A 15,644-nucleotide genomic window follows, 5' to 3' on the forward strand; every position below is an offset into this window, starting at 1 on the left:
CTGGTGGGACCGGATGCTGCCGGCCTCGCTGCAACGCTCGCCGGCGGCGCAGGCGCCGGCCCCCGCTGCGGCGCCGGCCGCGGCGCCTGCGACGGGCGGCGCGCCGTCCTGATCAGGCGGGCGGCCCGATCCATCCGCGGCGCACGGCCGCATCCACGTCGGCCGGGGTGTCGAGATCGTGCGCCAGGTCCGGCCGCGGCACCGCCACCCATTGCCCGCGGGCGGCCGCCAGCATGTCGCGCAGGCCCCGGTCACCCTGCAGCGGGTGGGCGGCCCACAGCCCCTGCGGAACGACGACGGGAAGGCCTCGCGTGCCGCCATAGGTGCTGACGGCGGCCTGGTCCGGCGTGCAGCGGCTGGCGGCGAGCAGCGCGGCCAGATGCGCCTCGTCCAGTGCGGGCTGGTCGCAGCCGAGGATGAGGCTGTGGCTGACGGGCGGCCCTTCCGGCAGGGCGCGGCGCAGGCAGTCCAGGCTCGACCCCATGCCATCCCGCCACCGCGGGTTGTGCACGATCTCCGCCGGCAGACCGTCCAGCAACGGCGCCAGATCCGGCGCCCGGGCACCGAGCGCGACGAGGCAGCGCGCAGGCCGGGTGTGCAGCGCGAGCCGCACGGTGCGGCGCAGCAGGGTTTTGCCGTCGCGGCGCAGGGCCTGCTTGGCATAGCCGAGCCGGCTGCTGCCGCCCGCGGCCAGCACCAGCGCGGCATGGGCATGCGGCTCAGCCGGCGGCATGGCACAGGGCGGCGGAAGGCGCCGCGCCGAGCATGTCCTTGGCCTGCGCCACCGATGCGAACCGGCCGAGGTCCACCCCATTCTTGACCGCAAGCACCTCCGCCATGATGCTCACGGCGATCTCGGCCGGCGTCTTGCTGCCGATGTAGATGCCGACAGGGCCGTGCAGCCGGCCGAGTTCGGCGTCGGTCAACCCGAAGTGCTCGCGCAGGCGCTGCCGCTTCCCCGCATGGTTGCGCCGGCTGCCGATGGCGCCGATGTACATCGCCTCGCTGCGCAGCGCGTCGATCAGCATCAGGTCGTCGAGCTTGGGGTCGTGCGTCAGCGCCAGCACGGCGCTGCGGCAGTCGGGGCGGAAGTCCGCGAGCACGTCGTCGGGCATACCGTGTTCGAGCCGCGCGCCCGGCACCGCGAAGCCGGTGCGGTATTCCTCGCGCGGGTCGCACACGGTCACCGCGAAGCCGTTGAACAGCGCCATGGTCGCCAGGGACTGCGACAGCTGGCCGGCGCCGGTGAGCAGCATGCGCCAGCCGGGGCCGAAGGTGGCATGCAGAAAGCCATCGGCCAGGCGCAGGTCGTCGGGCGCGGCGGCCGGCGCGATCAGGTCCATGCCGTCGGCGATCCGCAGCGTGCGGCGGACCAGCCGGCCGGCTTCGAGGCGTTCCACCAGATCGCACAGCGTGGCCGCGCGCGGATCGGGCTCCACCAGCAGTTCGAGCCGGCCGCCACAGGGCAGCCCGAAGCGGTGAGCTTCGTCGGCCGTCACGCCGTAGCGCACCAGCAGCGGCAGCACCGGGCGCTCGGTCGCGTCCGCGCCGGCGAAGCGGGCGATCAGGTCGTCTTCCACACAGCCGCCGCTCACCGAGCCGGCCACCGTACCGTCGTCGGCCAGGGCCATGATGGCGCCGACCGGCCGCGGCGACGAGCCCCAGGTGTGAACGACGGTCACCAGCAGCGCGCGCCGGTTCGCGGCGCGCCAGTCGCGCAGGGTGCGCAGCACCAGCAGGTCGAGATGGTCCATGCCTCAGGCCACCTCCGGCAGGCGGTACAGCAGCTTGTCGAGGGTGACCGGGTAGTCGCGCACACGCACGCCGGTAGCGTTGTGCACCGCGTTGGCGATGGCCGCGGCCACGCCGCACAGGCCGAGCTCGCCGACGCCCGTGGCCTTCATCGGCGAGGAGACCGGGTCGGTCTCGTCGAGGAAGACGACCTCCTGATGCGGTATGTCCGCATGCACCGGCACCTCGTAGGCCGCGAGGTCGTGGTTGATGAAGCAGCCGAGCCGCCGGTCGACCACCAGTTCCTCCATGAGCGCGGCGCCGACGCCCATGGTCATCGCGCCGATGACCTGGCTGCGCGCCGTCTTGGGGTTGAGGATGCGGCCCGCGGCGCAGACCGCGAGCATGCGGCGCACGCGGATCTCGCCAGTGAACGCATCCACCGCCGCTTCGACGAAATGTGCGCCGAAGGTCGACTGCTGGAACTGCTTGTCGAGGTCGCCGTATTCCATGGCGTCCTCGGCCGCGAGTCCATTCGGGCCAGCGGCCGCGGCGAGGGGGGCGCTGCGGCCGCCCGCCCGCACCTGACCATCGGCGAACACGGCGTCCGCGGCCGGCAGGCGCAGCTGCCGCGCGACCTGCTCGCGCAGCTTCACGCAGGCCGCGTAGACGCCGGCCGTGGCGCTGTTTCCGCCCCACTGGCCGCCCGAGCCGGCCGACACAGGATAACGGGAATCGCCCAGGCGCACGGTCACCTGCTCCACCGGCACGCCGAGCATCTCGGCGGCCGTCTGTGCGATGACCGTATAGCTGCCGGTACCGATGTCGGTCATGTCGGTTTCCACGGTGATGCGTCCGTCGCGGTCGAGCCGCACGCACGCGCCGGACTTCTGCACGAGGTTGTTGCGGAAAGCGGCCGCGACGCCCAGCCCGACTAGCCAGTCGCCCTCGCGCCGGCTGCCGTGGGCCACACGCCGGCTCCAGCCGAAGCGTTCCGCGCCCAGGCGCAGGCATTCGACGAGCTGGCGCTGCGAGAAGCGCCGGTGCGGCCGGGCCGGGTCGACCTGGGTGTCGTTGAGGATGCGCAACGCGACCGGGTCCATGCCGAGCTGCTCGGCCATCTCGTCGATGGCGATCTCCAGCGCCATGAGTCCCGGCGCCTCGCCCGGCGCGCGCATCGCATTGCCTTCGGGCAGGTCGAGCGGCGCCACGCGCAGCGCCGTCCTGCGGTGCTGGCCTGCGTACAGCAGCTGGGTCTGCTGCACGGCCGTCTCGGGCACGCCGCCCGGCAGGTTGCCCGACCAGCTCTCGTGCGCGATGGCCTGGATGCGGCCGCTGCGGTCGGCGCCGATGCGGATGCGCTGATGGGTGGCCGGGCGGTGCGTGGTGTTGTTGAACACCAGCGGGCGGTGCAGCGCGACCTTCACCGGCCGCTGCGCCGCCCGCGCGGCCAGGGCCGCCAGCAGCGCGTCGCTGCGCAGGAACAGCTTGCCGCCGAAGCCGCCGCCGATGAAGGGCGACACCACGCGCACCTTGTCCTTCGGCACCTTGAGCGTGGCGGCCAGGTCGGTGCGCCACCAGTCGACCATCTGGCTCGACGTCCAGATGGTGAGCTCGTCGCCGTCCCAGGCGGCCGTCGTGGAATGCGGCTCCATCATCGCGTGGGACTGGTCGGGCGTGCGGTATTCGGCGTCGAAGGCGACTTCGGCCGCTTCGAATGCACGGTCGAAGTCGCCGACCGACAGGTCCCCGGCGTCCGGCATCTCCGGCTCCACGGCGGCCGGCCGGGCCTTGTCGAGGTCGAAGGAGCCTGGTTCCTCCTGGTAGTCGATGCGCAGCAGCGCCGCGGCGGCGCGTGCCTGCTCGAAGGTGCGGGCGACCACCACGGCCACCGCCTGGTGGTAGTGCTGCACGTCCGGGCCGGCGAGCAGCGGTGCGACGTTCTTCTTGCCCTTGCCGAGTTCCCCGGCGCTGCGCGCCGTCACGATGGCCAGCACGCCGGGAGCCGAGCGCGCTTCCTTCAGGTGCAGCCCGGCGATCTTCCCCTTGGCGATGGCTGCACCCACCACATAGCCATAGGCGGGCGCTTCGGGCAGCGGGTGCTCGTAGGCATAGCGCGCGGTGCCGGAGGTCTTGAGCGCGCCGTCGATGCGGTCGACCGCACGGCCGATATGCCGGCCCTGGTCGATGGGGTTGGCACCGGCGGGTGTGTCGAATTTCATGCCAGGCTCCTGGCGTCGTGCACGGCCGCGGCGATGGTGCGCTCGGCCAGCTGCAGCTTGAAGCGGTTCTGGTCGGTGGCCTGCGCGCCCGCCAGCAGCTGCCGCGCGGCGGCCTGCGCACCCTGGGGCAGTGCCGCGTCGCCGGCCGCGGAACGCCATGGCTTGTGGGCCACGCCGCCGAGCGCGATGCGGCCGGAGCCGTCCTTCTGCACGACGGCGGCCACCGAGACCAGCGCGAACGCATACGAGGCGCGGTCGCGCACCTTGCGGTAGACCTGGGCGCCGCCGATCGGCGCGGGCAACGTGACCGCCGTGATCAGCTCGCCGCCGCGCAGCGCGGTCTCGACCTCGGGCGTGTCGCCCGGCAGGCGATGGAAGTCGGCAATCGGTATCACCCGCTGCCGGCCGGTGGCGTCCGTCGTCTCGACCTGCGCATCGAGCGCCCGCATGGCCACGGCCATGTCGCTGGGGTGCGTGGCGATGCAGGCGGCGCTGGTGCCGACCACGGCATGCTGGCGGGTGAAGCCGCCCTGCGCCGCGCAGCCGCTGCCGGGCCGGCGCTTGTTGCAGGCCGTGTCGGTGTCGTAGAAATAGGGGCAGCGCGTGCGCTGGAGCAGGTTGCCGGCCGTCGTCGCCTTGTTGCGCAGCTGGCCCGATGCGCCCGCGAGCAGCGCCCGCGACAGCACGCCGTAGTCGCGCCGCACGCGCGGGTCGGCGGCGAGGTCGGTGTTGCGCACCAGGGCGCCGATGCGCAGGCCGCCCTCCTCCGTGGCGGAGACGGTGTCCAGCCCCAGGCCGTTGATGTCGACGAGGTGGGTGGGCGCCTCGATCTGGAGCTTCATCAGGTCCAGCAGGTTGGTGCCGCCGGCGATGAACCGGCTGCCGGGCTGGCGCGCTGCTGCCGCAGCGGCCTCCTGCACAGATCGCGGCTTTTCGTAGGTGAATGCCTTCATGACTTACCTCCGGCCACCTCGGCGATCGCTTCGACGATGTTGGAATAGGCGTCGCAGCGGCAGATGTTGCCGCTCATGCGTTCGCGCAGTTCCTCGGCCGACAACAGGGGCCGGGCCTGCAGATCGCGCGACGCATGGCTGGGGATGCCCTGCCGGACTTCTTCGAGCATGCCCACGGCGGAGCAGATCTGGCCCGGCGTGCAGTAGCCGCACTGGTAGCCATCATGGCGCACGAAGGCGGCCTGCAGCGGGTGCGGCCGCTCCGGTGTGCCCAGCCCTTCGATCGTGGTCACTTCCGCGCCCTGGTGCATCACCGCGAGCGTGAGGCAGGCGTTGATGCGCCGCCCGTCCACGATGACGGTGCAGGCGCCGCACTGGCCGTGGTCGCAGCCCTTCTTGGTCCCGGTCAGGTGGAGATGCTCGCGCAGCGCGTCCAATAAGGTGGTGCGTGTGTCCAGCACCAGTTGCCGTGCCCGGCCGTTCACCTGGAGCTGCACGTCGGCCATGTGGACCGCATCGGATGCGGCGGGGGTCGGGGCGAGCCGCAGATCGCGGCGCGAGAGCGCCGGCGGCGTGGTGGTGTCCATCGCGGTCCTTCGGTGGCTTGCCGTTCGCCATGCCACAGGCAGGCGATGCGGATGGCTGAGGGGAGGCTGCCCGGCACTCCTGTGGAGTGGCCTAGCCCAGCCATCCTCGATGCCGTCCGGTTGCACGGACTGTAGGACGGACACGGATATTCCTGTACTGGTGCGCAAGCCCCCGCCGACGGCAGGGCCGCCCTCAGGCGCTCACACCCGGCTCACCCAGTCCACCCGCATCCGGTACTGGACGGACGGCCAGCGGCGGCTACGCGGATGTCCCGCTGTCGACGCACCTGGGAGCGAGCCTGCGGCGCGTAGGCATTGCCTTCGTGGCAGGTGCCGCGCTGGGCACACTGGCCGGGCTCCTGCGCGCGCGCAGCCCATTGATGGATGCCGCTCTGCTGGCGCCGACCGAACTGCTGCGCCCGATCCCTCCGCTCGGGCTCGTTCCGATCTTCATCCTGTGGTTCGGCATCGGAGAGATGTCGAAGGTGCTGTTGATCGCACTGGCCGTGTTCCTCGTGACGATGGGGGCAGCCAGGAAGGCGCCCGGTCCGTTTCGCGGGATCTCGTGCGGGCCGCACAGATGATGGGCGCATCGCGGGCGCGGATCTTCCGGCACGTCGTGCTTCCGAGCGCCCTCCCCCCCGATCATGACCAGCCTTCGGCTGGCGATGAGCATGGCGCTGTCCATCCTGGTCGCGGCCGAGCTGCTGGGCGGCGACCGCGGGCTGGGCTTCATCGTCCTGGATGCCGCCAATTTCTTCAGGACATCGGACGTCTTCGCCGGCGTGCTGCTGATCGGCCTGCTGGGACTGCTTGTAGACCGGCTGATCGATGTGCTCACCCGCTGGCTCGTGCATTGGCAGGGCCGATGAGCCCGCTTGGGTTTTTTCTTCGGAGGGTCGCCCCCGAGCGCGCATGCGCTCGCCGGCCGCACGCCTAACGCCTGCGCCAGAACGGCTCGGCCTGCCTGCGCAGAGCGGCCAGCGCTTTGCGGCTGGCCCTGGCGCAGCCGGGCCGCTGCGATTCCAGCCAGCCTGCGGCGAACCAGGCCAGCGGGTCGGACTGCGCCGCATCGCAGTACAGCGCAGCCGCCGTGGCGGTGTCGTTGAGCGAACCCAGTGCCTCCTGCACCGGCTTGAGCTGCGCCAGGTAGCGCTCGGCTGCCCGCGCGCGGAACAGCGACGCGGCGAATTCGGCCAGGTAGCGCAGCCGCTTGAGGCGCTTGCGCACGCGGTGCTGCTGCGCCGCGTCGAGCCCTTCGAAATCCTGGGCGGCCCCGACGACCGCGCGGTGCAGGCGCCGCAGGCGGTGGCGCAGGTAGCGGCGCGCAGCCTGCGGGCCGAGGGGCTCCGCCGGTGCCGGGCCGCCGCCCGCGGCGAATCCGATCAACGCGACCAGCGTCCGCTGGAAAGCGGGCGCGCGGACGACGTCGGCAGCGCCCGGCGCCGCATGCGCGCCCGCCGGTATCTCCACCCGCGGCGCGCCGGCATCGCGCAGGGGGGAGGCAAAACGCTGCACCACCTCGGCCCCGTCGCGCAGCGTGCCCAGCGCACGGAAGGCATCGACCAGCGGCGGAGTCCAGCCGGCATCGAACGCACCCGCGCCCAGGCCGTCGAGTTCGCGCAGCGCCGTGCGCAGGCGACGCAGGCCCACGCGCAGCTGGTGGACAAGGTCGCCGTCCTCGATGCCGGCCGCGATCTCGGAGGCATTCGGCAGCACCTGTGCCAGGCAATTGGCCACCATGGCCCGCTGCAGCGCAAGGCCATCGTCCTGGCCGCGCGCCAGCTGCAGCGGCGCAGCATGGACGGCGGCACCGCTGGCCCTGCCGGCGAGCAGCCGCTGCCCGCGCTCGGCCTTCGACAGCGTGCTGAACCAGAGCCCGTGCCGGCCGGCCCACTCGGCGGCAAGCGCGGCAAGGTCTCCGACCGGGCCGTCCAGCAGTTCCAGCTCCAGTTCGCAGACTTCCGACGCCACGGCGTCGGGCGTGCCGGCATGGGCGATGACGCGGCCCTGGTCGAGCGCCAGTGCGACGAGTGCGTCGCCCTGGCGCACCTGGCGGACCAGCCGCTGGATGTCGGTGCCGTAGGTCCCGACGAGTCCGGCGCCCGCGTGGGCCAGCACCAGCCGCAGGAGCCGGCCGGCGGGCGTGCCCTCATGCCGCGAGAGGTCGGGCAACGCGGGCGCAGCGGCGGCGTCCTGGCCCAGATCGGCGTTGTGCTCGTGCCGTTCCAGCGGATGGCAGCCCGGTGCCTTGACGGTCTGCACCCAGCGGTCGCCCTCCTGCCGCAGGCGCAGGACGATGCTCTGCGCGGCCAGCGCGCCATCCGGTGTGTCGAAATACCGCGCCCGCAGGCGCAACGGCTGGACCGGGCCCTGCCGCAGATCTTCTTCGACGGCGGCGAGGCGGTCGGGGGGAATCTGGAACTTATATTCGATTTCCATGCGTTCGCGACACGGAATCATCCGGGTGGCAGATGCACGTCCCGGTGCGCGAGCCGGTCTTCGAGCTGGCCGACATAGGCGGCCGTGGTGTTGTCTGATTGTTCCAGACGGGCCGCCAGCCGGCTTTCCAGCAGGTCGATGCGGGCGGTCAGCGCGTCGCGGCCCTGCAGCGCCACGGTGGCCTCGTCCTGCAGGCGCGACTCCAGCGCCAGCCGCAGTTCGGTCAGGCGCGATGCCTCGGCCCGATCGGCCAGCTCGCGCTGGCTCTGCAGGTCCTTGGCCCAGCGGCGGGTGTCGACCAGCACCTGGGCCTGCAGCGACAGCACGTAGGCCAGGAAGAACACGCCCAGCAGCACGGTGAGCGTGAGCATGACGATGCCCAGCGGCAGGTCGACGACGGCGAGGCCCAGCGAGACCGGCGCCACGACCGAGAGCGCGGTCCAGTTGAGCGCGGCCAGCACGGCGATGGCCAGCACGATGAGAAGAAGGATGACGGAGCGGAGTTTCATGGCGGCGCGCCTGGGCGAGGCGATGGCAGGATGAGGGATGGGCTGGGTTGTAGCGCATGCCCGCGGCGCCGCCCAGGGGCCGGACAGCAAGAGCCGCGCCCGTCCTACAGGTGCGGCCAGGCTGGCGTCGGCGATCGGGGCGCGGCGGCAGGGGGCGCGCTCACTCGGCGAGCCGGCGGAAGATCTTGCGCAGCTGGCGCGGATCGACGGGCTTGCGCAGGAAGTCGTCCACCAGCGCGATCGTGTCCATGACGATGGCGGAGTCGTCGCCCAGCCCGGTCACGGCGACCATGACCATGCTGCCGGCGAACTCGTCGCGCAGCCTGTGCGCCAGTTCGCGGCCGGTCATGCCCGGCATGTCCACGTCGAGCAGCACGCCCAGCGGCCGCTTCTCGGCGATGAGACGCAATGCCTCCTCGCCGCAGGTGGCGACGCGCACACCGTAGCCGTCGAGCCGCAGCAGCTCGGCCAGCGTATGGGCGGCATCGGGTATGTCGTCCACCACCAGCAGTTCGACCGCGGGTGCCGTCATGGAGCCCTTCTTGCCGCATTCAGCGGCGGCAGGATGCGGCGCAGGTCGTCGAGATGGAAAGGCTTGGTGTAATGGTGGTCCACCAGCATCGCGGCTTGGGCGACCCGGGGCTGCGTGGCGTCCCAGCCGGTCACCATGATGATGACGATGTCGTCGCGGTGGTCGGCGCGCAGGGTGTGCACCAGGTTCAGGCCGTCGAATTCGTCCATGCCAAAGTCCATCAGCAAGCAGTGGGGGCGCTGCTGCCCCACCAGGTCGAGCGCTTCCCGCACGCTCAGCGCCACGCGCGTGGAATATCCGTCCATCCTGAGCCCCATCGCCAGCGCCTGTGCGTAAGGACCGGAGTCGTCGACGATGAGAACGGAGGTGGCATCTTCGGACGCAGCGAGGGAGAGGTTCGGGATCATCGTATTACCTTCGCCTTCGGCCGCGGTGCGGGCCCTTCGGGCGGCCGGACGGTGCTCATGCGGATTCCAGGGGAAGCGAAACGGTGAACAGGCTCCCCTGGCCGGGACCCAGGCTGCTCGCCGTCACGATGCCGCCATGCTCGGCCACCAGTCGGCGCACCAGTGTCAGACCAATGCCCAGACCGCTGTGGCCTTCGACCGCGCCCGGGTGGCCCTGGACGAACAGGTCGAAGATGTGGGGGAGGACGTCGGGCTCGATGCCCGAGCCGTTGTCGGCCACCTCGATCAGCGCGCGGTGTCCCTCGCGCGACAGGCGCACCGCGATGCGGCCGCCCTCGGGCGTATAGCGCGCGGCGTTCTGGACCAGGTTGACGAGCACCTGCCGCAGGCGTGTCGCGTCGCCCAGGGTCCAGAGGTCGCCCGGGCTGCGCTGCACCGTCAGCGTGTGCCTCCTGCCGGTCACTGCGCCCTGCGCGATCTCCAGCGACTGGGCGACCAACTCGTTGAGCTCCAGCGGCACGCGCACCAGATCGACCTTGCCCTGGCTCACGCGCGACACATCTATCAGGTCGGACACCAGCTTGGTCATCTGCTCGGTCTGGCGGGCCATGAGCCGGCGCCGCTGGTCCAGCTCGTCGGCCGAGAGGTTCGGGTTGCGCGCGATGATCTCCAACATCAGCTGCAGCGTGCCGAGCGGCGTGCGCAGCTCGTGCGCGAGCACCGCGAGAAAGTGGTTCTTGCGCTCGTCGGCGCGCTCGAGTTCGAGCTGGCGCAGGCGCAGCTCCTCCAGCGTCGAGAGCATCTCGCGGTTCTGCCGCTCCAGTTCCTCGAGCGCCGAGGCAGGGCGCTGCCGGACCAGTTCCTCGACCAGCTGCGGCAGCCGGGCCGGGTCGAAGCGGCCGGCGATCCGCGGTATCACCGTCTTCAGCGTGACGGTCGTGTTCTGGCCCGCGGCAGACTCCACCAGGAAGCCGTCGACCAGCCGCCGCGCTCCAGCCAGGCCTACGGGCGCGCGGCCGCGCCGCGCCGGCCCGCCTGCGAGCACGGCCTCGACGTCGGCGATGCCCGGCCCCTTGTCCGCGATCTGCACGACCAGGTACTGCGGCCCCTCGCGCCGCGCCGGCTCCTCGAAGAAGAAGGTGGCCGTGCCGCCGCCGGCATATTCCACCGCGTTGCGCGCGATCTCCGACACGGCCGTGATGAGGCGCGTGGCCTGGAGCTGGTCGAGCTGGAAGCTCCCGGCGAGCTGGCGGGTGCGGTCGCGCACGTTGATCAGGCCGGCGCCGGTGATGCGGGCGGTGACGAGCGGATGGCGCTTCATGGGTGCAGCTTGGCGACGACGACGGTCGCGTCGTCGGTGCCGCGCAGGTGGCCGCGGAACAGCACGCCGGCGATCAGCGCCGGATGGCGGTCCAGCAGCGCCGGATCGATCTGGATGCGCGACGACAGCCCGTCGGACGCAAGGACCAGCACCGAGCCCGGCAGCCAGGCATAGCGGTGCTCGCGCGTGCGGCGCATGTTGTAGCCGACGATGCCTTCGAGCGCCATCAGGTGCTGGGTCTGCAGCAGGCCGTGCGCCTGGCCCACGATCAGCCCGGTGGCGTTGCCGATGCCCGAGAACACCGCCTGCCCGGCCGCGGTGTCGATGTCGACCACCGACATTACCGCGCCGCGCGTGCTGCGCAGCGCGGCGTGCGCGGCGGCCAGCACGGTGGCCGGCGTGTCGCGCTCCGTCGACGCATGGACCACCTGGACGGCCTTGAGCGCCGCATCGGCCGCCAGCGGACCGTGGCCGAGCCCGTCGACGATGCCCAACCGCTGCCAGCGCCCCGCCTGCCTGAAGGCCCAGGCGTCGCCCGACTGTTCCTGCCCCGGCTTGGGCGCCGCGCGCACGCCGAGCTGCAGGCGGCCTGGCACGCGGTCCGGCCGGCTGCGGGGCCGGGCAATGCGCACCAGCAGGGCCGCGCCCTGGCCCGCCGCCGAGTAATGGTCGAACACGTCGGCATTGCGCTGCAGCACGCCCAGGCCCAGGCCCAGGCTGCCGCCGGTGGAAAAGCCGTCGCGCAGCGCGGCGTCGAACTGCGCGATGCCCGGCCCCCTGTCGACGGCCAGCAGCTGGATGCCGCGGCCGTCCATGTCGTCGAAATCGCTCACGGCGATCCAGCCCTGCCTGCCGTACTTGGCCAGGTTGGTGGCCAGCTCGGTGCCGGCCAGCGCGGCGCGGCCGGCGCCGGCCTCGTCCAGTCCGAGCTGCGCGGCCAGCTGCACGACGGCGCGGCGCACCTCGGATGCGCGGCCGTCGCCGGCGATTTCTATCGACGTTTCCATTGCGTGATGACCACCCGCGTGCCTTCGCCGGGCTGCGAGGAGATGTCGAACTCGTTGACCAGCCGGCGCGTGCCGCCCAGCCCCAGGCCCATGCTGTTGGCGGTGGAGAAGCCGTCGGCCATGGCGCGCTGCAGGTCGGCGATGCCCGGGCCCTGGTCCTGGAACACCAGCCGCAGGCCCTGGCGGCCGTCGCGCTGCACCTCGGAGATCTCCATCGCGCCGCCCTTGCCGTGCACCAGCGTGTTGCGGCCGATCTCGCTGGCCGCGGTGACGAACTTGGTGCGCTCGACCACGCTGAAAGCCAGGCGCGTGGCCCATTCCTGCACCGCGCGCCGCGCCAGGGTCAGCTGGTCCGGCGTGCGGATCTCCAGCGTGGCGCTGTTCAGGGCGGCGATGATGCGGCTCCCGGTTCGCCCACCGCTTCCCGGAGCAACTGCATACCCTTGTCCACGTTCAGCGCGGTCTGGATGCCGCGCAGCGACATGCCCAGCTCGACCAGCGTGATCGCCACGGCCGGCCGCATGCCGACCAGCACCGTGGTCGCGTCCATGATGCGCGCCACCGCGGCGATGTTGCCGAGCGAGCGGCCGATGAACGAATCGACGATCTCCAGGCCCGAGATGTCGATCAGCACGCCGCGCGCGTTGGTCCTGGAGAGCGTGTTGGTCAGGTCGTCCTGGAGGGTCAGCGCGAGCTGGTCGTGCAGCTCGATCTGGACGGTGACCAGCAGGAAGTCGCCGAGCCGCAGGATCGGAATGCGTTCCAAGATGTCAGGCTCCGTGCTGCGAAGCGGTGCGCTGCTGCGCGGCCGAGACTACGAGGCTGCGTTTCTGGAAGGCCAGGCGCAGCGCGTCGGCCAGCGTGGACTTGGTGCCGACATCGCCCAGGTCCACGCCCAGATGCACGATGGTCTGCGCGATCTGCGGTCGGATGCCGCTCAGGATGCACTCCGCGCCCATGAGCCGCGCTGCCGCGATGGTCTTGAGCAGGTGCTGGGCCACCAGCGTATCGACGGTGGGCACGCCGGTGATGTCGATGATGGCGATGGTCGCCTCGTTGTCGACGATGGCTTCGAGCAGCGACTCCATCACCACCTGGGTGCGCTCGCTGTCGAGTGTGCCGATCAGCGGCACGGCCACGATGCCGGCCCACAGCCGGATCACCGGCGTGGACAGCTCCAGCAGTTCCTGCTGCTGACGGATGATGACCTGCTCGCGGCCCTGCTGGTAGGCATCGACCGTCAGCAGGCCGAGCCGGTCGAGCAGCAGCGATATCTTCCAGGTCTCCTCGGCCAGGCGCCTGGGCTGGTCGGCGTAGGCGCGGCCCAGCGATTCAAACAGCGGTTTCTTCAGCGAGAAGACGAAGGTCGCGGTCTCCGACGGCGTGAAGCCGGAGAGGGCGCGGCCCCTGGAGAGCGCGGACAGCGAGGCGCGGATGTCGTCCCAGTGCGGGCCCGAGAGCGTCGCCTCGCCGCCATGCGACAGGGCCGCGGCCAGCAGCGCGAGGAAGGCGCGGGACTGCTCCGCCAGTTCCGATTCGCTGAGCAGCTCGCGGCGGCCGGTGTCCGCGAACTGCTGCTCGGTCCAGGCTTTCAGGATCGATGCCTGGTCGGCAATGAGGATCCGACCCGTGTTTTTCTGCTCCGCCACTTTCGCCTCGCGCATTGTGAAATGCGGCGATTATGCCGGGCCGTCCTGTAGGACAAGAGCGCGAGATGAGGCGGATCCGGAGGGCTTCCGAGAGGTATACACCCCAGACTATATGGCTGGAGCGACTGTTATCCGCCCGATCCAGGCATATACCCATGCCACACTCCAGATCAATTGGCCTGTGCCAGTTGATCCAGGATGGCCGGATTTTCCAGCGTGGACGTATCCTGCGTGATCGCCTCGCCCTTGGCGATCGAGCGCAGCAGGCGGCGCATGATCTTGCCGCTGCGTGTCTTGGGCAGGTTGTCGCCGAAGCGGATGTCCTTGGGCTTGGCGATCGGGCCGATCTCCTTGGCGACCCAGTCGCGCAGTTCCTTGGCCAGCGCCTTGGCCTCGTCGCCCGTCGGGCGGCCGCGCTTCAACACCACGAAGGCGACGATGGCCTCGCCGGTCACGTCGTCGGGGCGGCCGACGACTGCGGCCTCGGCCACGAGATCGGTCTTGGCGACCAGGGCCGACTCGATCTCCATCGTGCCCATGCGATGGCCCGAGACGTTGAGCACGTCGTCGATGCGGCCGGTGATGCGGAAGTAGCCGCGGTCCTCGCTGCGCACCGCGCCGTCGCCGGCGAGGTAGTAGCCCTTGAGCTCCTCGGGGAAGTAGCTCTTCTTGAAGCGCTCCGGATCGCCCCAGATGGTGCGGATCATCGACGGCCAGGGCTTGCGGATCACGAGGATGCCGCCGCTGCCGTTGGGCACCTCGTTGCCGGTCTCGTCCACCACGGCCGCGTCGATGCCCGGCAGCGGCAGCGTGCAGGAGCCCGGAACCGTGGGCGTCGCACCGGGCAGCGGCGTGATCACGTGGCCGCCGGTCTCGGTCTGCCAGAAGGTGTCCACGATCGGGCAGCGCTCATGGCCCACGTGCCGGTGGTACCAGATCCACGCCTCGGGGTTGATCGGCTCGCCGACGGTGCCGAGGATGCGCAGGCTGGAGAGGTCGTAGCGGTCCGGATGGACCTTCGGGTCGGCCTCGGCGAGCTTGATCAGCGAGCGGATCGCCGTGGGCGCGGTGTAGAAGATGCTGACCTTGTGGCGCTCGATGATCTGCCAGAAGCGGCCCGCGTCCGGATAGGTCGGCACGCCCTCGAAGATGACCTGCGTGGCGCCCGCCGCAAGCGGGCCGTAGGCCACGTAGGTGTGGCCGGTGATCCAGCCAATGTCGGCCGTGCACCAGAATACGTCCTCGGGTTGGAGGTCGAAGGTCCAGTCCACCGTGAGCTTGGCCCACAGCAGGTAGCCGCCGGTGGAATGCTGCACGCCCTTGGGCTTGCCGGTGGAGCCGCTGGTGTAGAGGATGAAGAGCGGATGTTCGGCCTCGACCGGCACCGGCGCGAACTCGGCGGGCTGGCCGTCGAGCGCTTCGGAAAACGAGATGTCGCGGCCCTCGACGCGGTTCCAGGGGCTCGGCGTGCGCTCGAAGACGAGCACCTTCCTGACCGACTCGGTGCCGCCTTGGGCCAGGGCCTCGTCCACGATGGCCTTGAGCGGCAGTTCCTTGCCGCCGCGCAGCTGGGCATTGGCGGTGATGACCACGACCGCGCCGGTGTCGGCGATGCGCTCCTGCAGCGCCTTGGCCGAGAAGCCGCCGAACACCACGCTGTGCGTGGCGCCGATGCGCGCGGCAGCCTGCATCGCGACCACGCCCTCGATGCCCATGGCCAGGTAGATGACGACGCGGTCGCCCTTCTTTACGCCCTGCGCGGCGAGCGCGTTGGCGAAGCGGTTCACGCGCTCCAGCAGCTCCTTGTAGGTGACCTTGGTCACCGTGCCGTCATCGGCCTCGAAAATGATCGCGGTCTTGTGCTCGACCGGCGTGCCGATGTGGCGATCCAGGCTGTTGGCCGAGGCATTGAGTTCGCCGTCGTCGAACCAGCGGAAGAACGGTGCCTTGCTGTCGTCGAGCACGCGGGTGAAGGGCTGGGTCCAGACGAGGTTCTCGCGGGCCCGGCGGGCCCAGAAGCCGTCGAAGTCGCGCTCGGCTTCGTCGCGCAGGGCCTCGTAGCCTTCGAAGCCCGACACCCGCGCCGTGGCGGCCAGTTCGGCCGGCGGAGGGAAGACGCGGTTTTCGACGAGGACGGATTCGATCGTGGACGAGGGCGCGCTGCTCATGCTTGTCTCCTGGGTTCAATTCAGGGTTACCGGCCGCGACTGTCGGCGGCCCCACTTACAGGCCACTGACTGGCCTTGCGCGAATGATTTTCCATCGGATGGTGCCCCCTAGAATT

The 15,644-nt window shown here is 71.0% G+C and carries 15 protein-coding genes and 2 pseudogenes; 2 read left to right on the top strand and 15 right to left on the bottom strand.

Translation table 11 applies throughout. From position 1 onward, the window contains the following. Positions 1 to 112: 112 nt before the first annotated feature. From GAK38_RS05980 to paoA, 5 genes are read right to left on the bottom strand one after another with little or no spacing between them, the layout of a single operon-like run. The gene (locus GAK38_RS05980) at positions 113 to 733 is read right to left on the bottom strand and encodes a nucleotidyltransferase family protein (protein WP_325342296.1); all 621 of its coding nucleotides are present in this window, start codon (positions 731 to 733) and stop codon (positions 113 to 115) included. Then, positions 720 to 1,754, bottom strand: a complete 1,035-nt coding sequence (locus GAK38_RS05985) for an XdhC family protein (RefSeq protein WP_325342298.1) — start codon at positions 1,752 to 1,754, stop codon at positions 720 to 722. The genes GAK38_RS05980 and GAK38_RS05985 overlap by 14 nt, the downstream gene beginning before the upstream one ends. Positions 1,755 to 1,757: 3 nt before the next feature. Then, positions 1,758 to 3,953, bottom strand: coding sequence for an aldehyde oxidoreductase molybdenum-binding subunit PaoC (gene paoC, locus GAK38_RS05990; RefSeq protein ID WP_325342300.1), 2,196 nt, complete (start codon positions 3,951 to 3,953; stop codon positions 1,758 to 1,760). After that, positions 3,950 to 4,906, bottom strand: a complete 957-nt coding sequence (locus GAK38_RS05995; RefSeq protein ID WP_325342302.1) for an FAD binding domain-containing protein — start codon at positions 4,904 to 4,906, stop codon at positions 3,950 to 3,952. Before GAK38_RS05995 ends, paoC begins: the two co-directional genes overlap by 4 nt. Beyond that, positions 4,903 to 5,493: an aldehyde dehydrogenase iron-sulfur subunit PaoA gene (gene paoA, locus GAK38_RS06000; protein WP_325342304.1), complete on the bottom strand. Its 591-nt coding sequence runs from the start codon at positions 5,491 to 5,493 to the stop codon at positions 4,903 to 4,905. The genes GAK38_RS05995 and paoA overlap by 4 nt, the downstream gene beginning before the upstream one ends. A 109-nt stretch (positions 5,494 to 5,602) precedes the next feature. Here paoA and GAK38_RS23875 point away from each other — a divergent pair. Both GAK38_RS23875 and GAK38_RS06010 read left to right on the top strand, forming a co-directional pair. Continuing rightward, positions 5,603 to 6,076, top strand: a pseudogene (locus tag GAK38_RS23875) (hypothetical protein); the annotation flags it as partial. A gap of 55 nt (positions 6,077 to 6,131) precedes the next feature. Continuing rightward, a pseudogene (locus tag GAK38_RS06010) lies at positions 6,132 to 6,365 on the top strand (ABC transporter permease subunit); the annotation flags it as partial. 64 nt (positions 6,366 to 6,429) lie between these two features. Here the strand turns inward: GAK38_RS06010 and GAK38_RS06015 are convergent. The 10 genes from GAK38_RS06015 to acs form a co-directional block, all read right to left on the bottom strand. Further along, positions 6,430 to 7,935, bottom strand: coding sequence for a CYTH and CHAD domain-containing protein (locus GAK38_RS06015; RefSeq protein ID WP_325342307.1), 1,506 nt, complete (start codon positions 7,933 to 7,935; stop codon positions 6,430 to 6,432). A gap of 17 nt (positions 7,936 to 7,952) precedes the next feature. Beyond that, a complete protein-coding gene (locus GAK38_RS06020; protein ID WP_325342308.1) occupies positions 7,953 to 8,444 on the bottom strand; it encodes a LapA family protein in 492 nt (163 codons plus the stop codon). Positions 8,445 to 8,604: 160 nt separating this feature from the next. Continuing rightward, on the bottom strand, positions 8,605 to 8,976 hold the full coding sequence (locus GAK38_RS06025) for a response regulator (RefSeq protein WP_325342310.1): 372 nt from the start codon (positions 8,974 to 8,976) through the stop codon (positions 8,605 to 8,607). Next, positions 8,973 to 9,383, bottom strand: a complete 411-nt coding sequence (locus tag GAK38_RS06030; protein ID WP_325342312.1) for a response regulator transcription factor — start codon at positions 9,381 to 9,383, stop codon at positions 8,973 to 8,975. Before GAK38_RS06030 ends, GAK38_RS06025 begins: the two co-directional genes overlap by 4 nt. A gap of 55 nt (positions 9,384 to 9,438) precedes the next feature. Next, positions 9,439 to 10,704, bottom strand: coding sequence for an ATP-binding protein (locus tag GAK38_RS06035; protein ID WP_325342313.1), 1,266 nt, complete (start codon positions 10,702 to 10,704; stop codon positions 9,439 to 9,441). After that, on the bottom strand, positions 10,701 to 11,711 hold the full coding sequence (locus GAK38_RS06040) for a SpoIIE family protein phosphatase (RefSeq protein WP_325342315.1): 1,011 nt from the start codon (positions 11,709 to 11,711) through the stop codon (positions 10,701 to 10,703). Before GAK38_RS06040 ends, GAK38_RS06035 begins: the two co-directional genes overlap by 4 nt. Further along, positions 11,696 to 12,109 (bottom strand): anti-sigma regulatory factor, encoded by a 414-nt coding sequence (locus tag GAK38_RS06045; protein ID WP_325342383.1) that lies wholly within the window; start codon positions 12,107 to 12,109, stop codon positions 11,696 to 11,698. Before GAK38_RS06045 ends, GAK38_RS06040 begins: the two co-directional genes overlap by 16 nt. Further along, the gene (locus tag GAK38_RS06050) at positions 12,094 to 12,477 is read right to left on the bottom strand and encodes an STAS domain-containing protein (protein WP_325342316.1); all 384 of its coding nucleotides are present in this window, start codon (positions 12,475 to 12,477) and stop codon (positions 12,094 to 12,096) included. Before GAK38_RS06050 ends, GAK38_RS06045 begins: the two co-directional genes overlap by 16 nt. 4 nt (positions 12,478 to 12,481) lie before the next feature. Beyond that, positions 12,482 to 13,360: an STAS domain-containing protein gene (locus GAK38_RS06055; RefSeq protein WP_325342318.1), complete on the bottom strand. Its 879-nt coding sequence runs from the start codon at positions 13,358 to 13,360 to the stop codon at positions 12,482 to 12,484. A gap of 170 nt (positions 13,361 to 13,530) precedes the next feature. Further along, a complete protein-coding gene (gene acs / locus GAK38_RS06060) occupies positions 13,531 to 15,528 on the bottom strand; it encodes an acetate--CoA ligase (protein WP_325342320.1) in 1,998 nt (665 codons plus the stop codon). Positions 15,529 to 15,644: the final 116 nt, after the last annotated feature.

Origin of the sequence: Xylophilus sp., from assembly GCA_009914555.1 — a bacterium.
In the GTDB taxonomy this organism is placed as follows: domain Bacteria; phylum Pseudomonadota; class Gammaproteobacteria; order Burkholderiales; family Burkholderiaceae_C; genus WNDY01.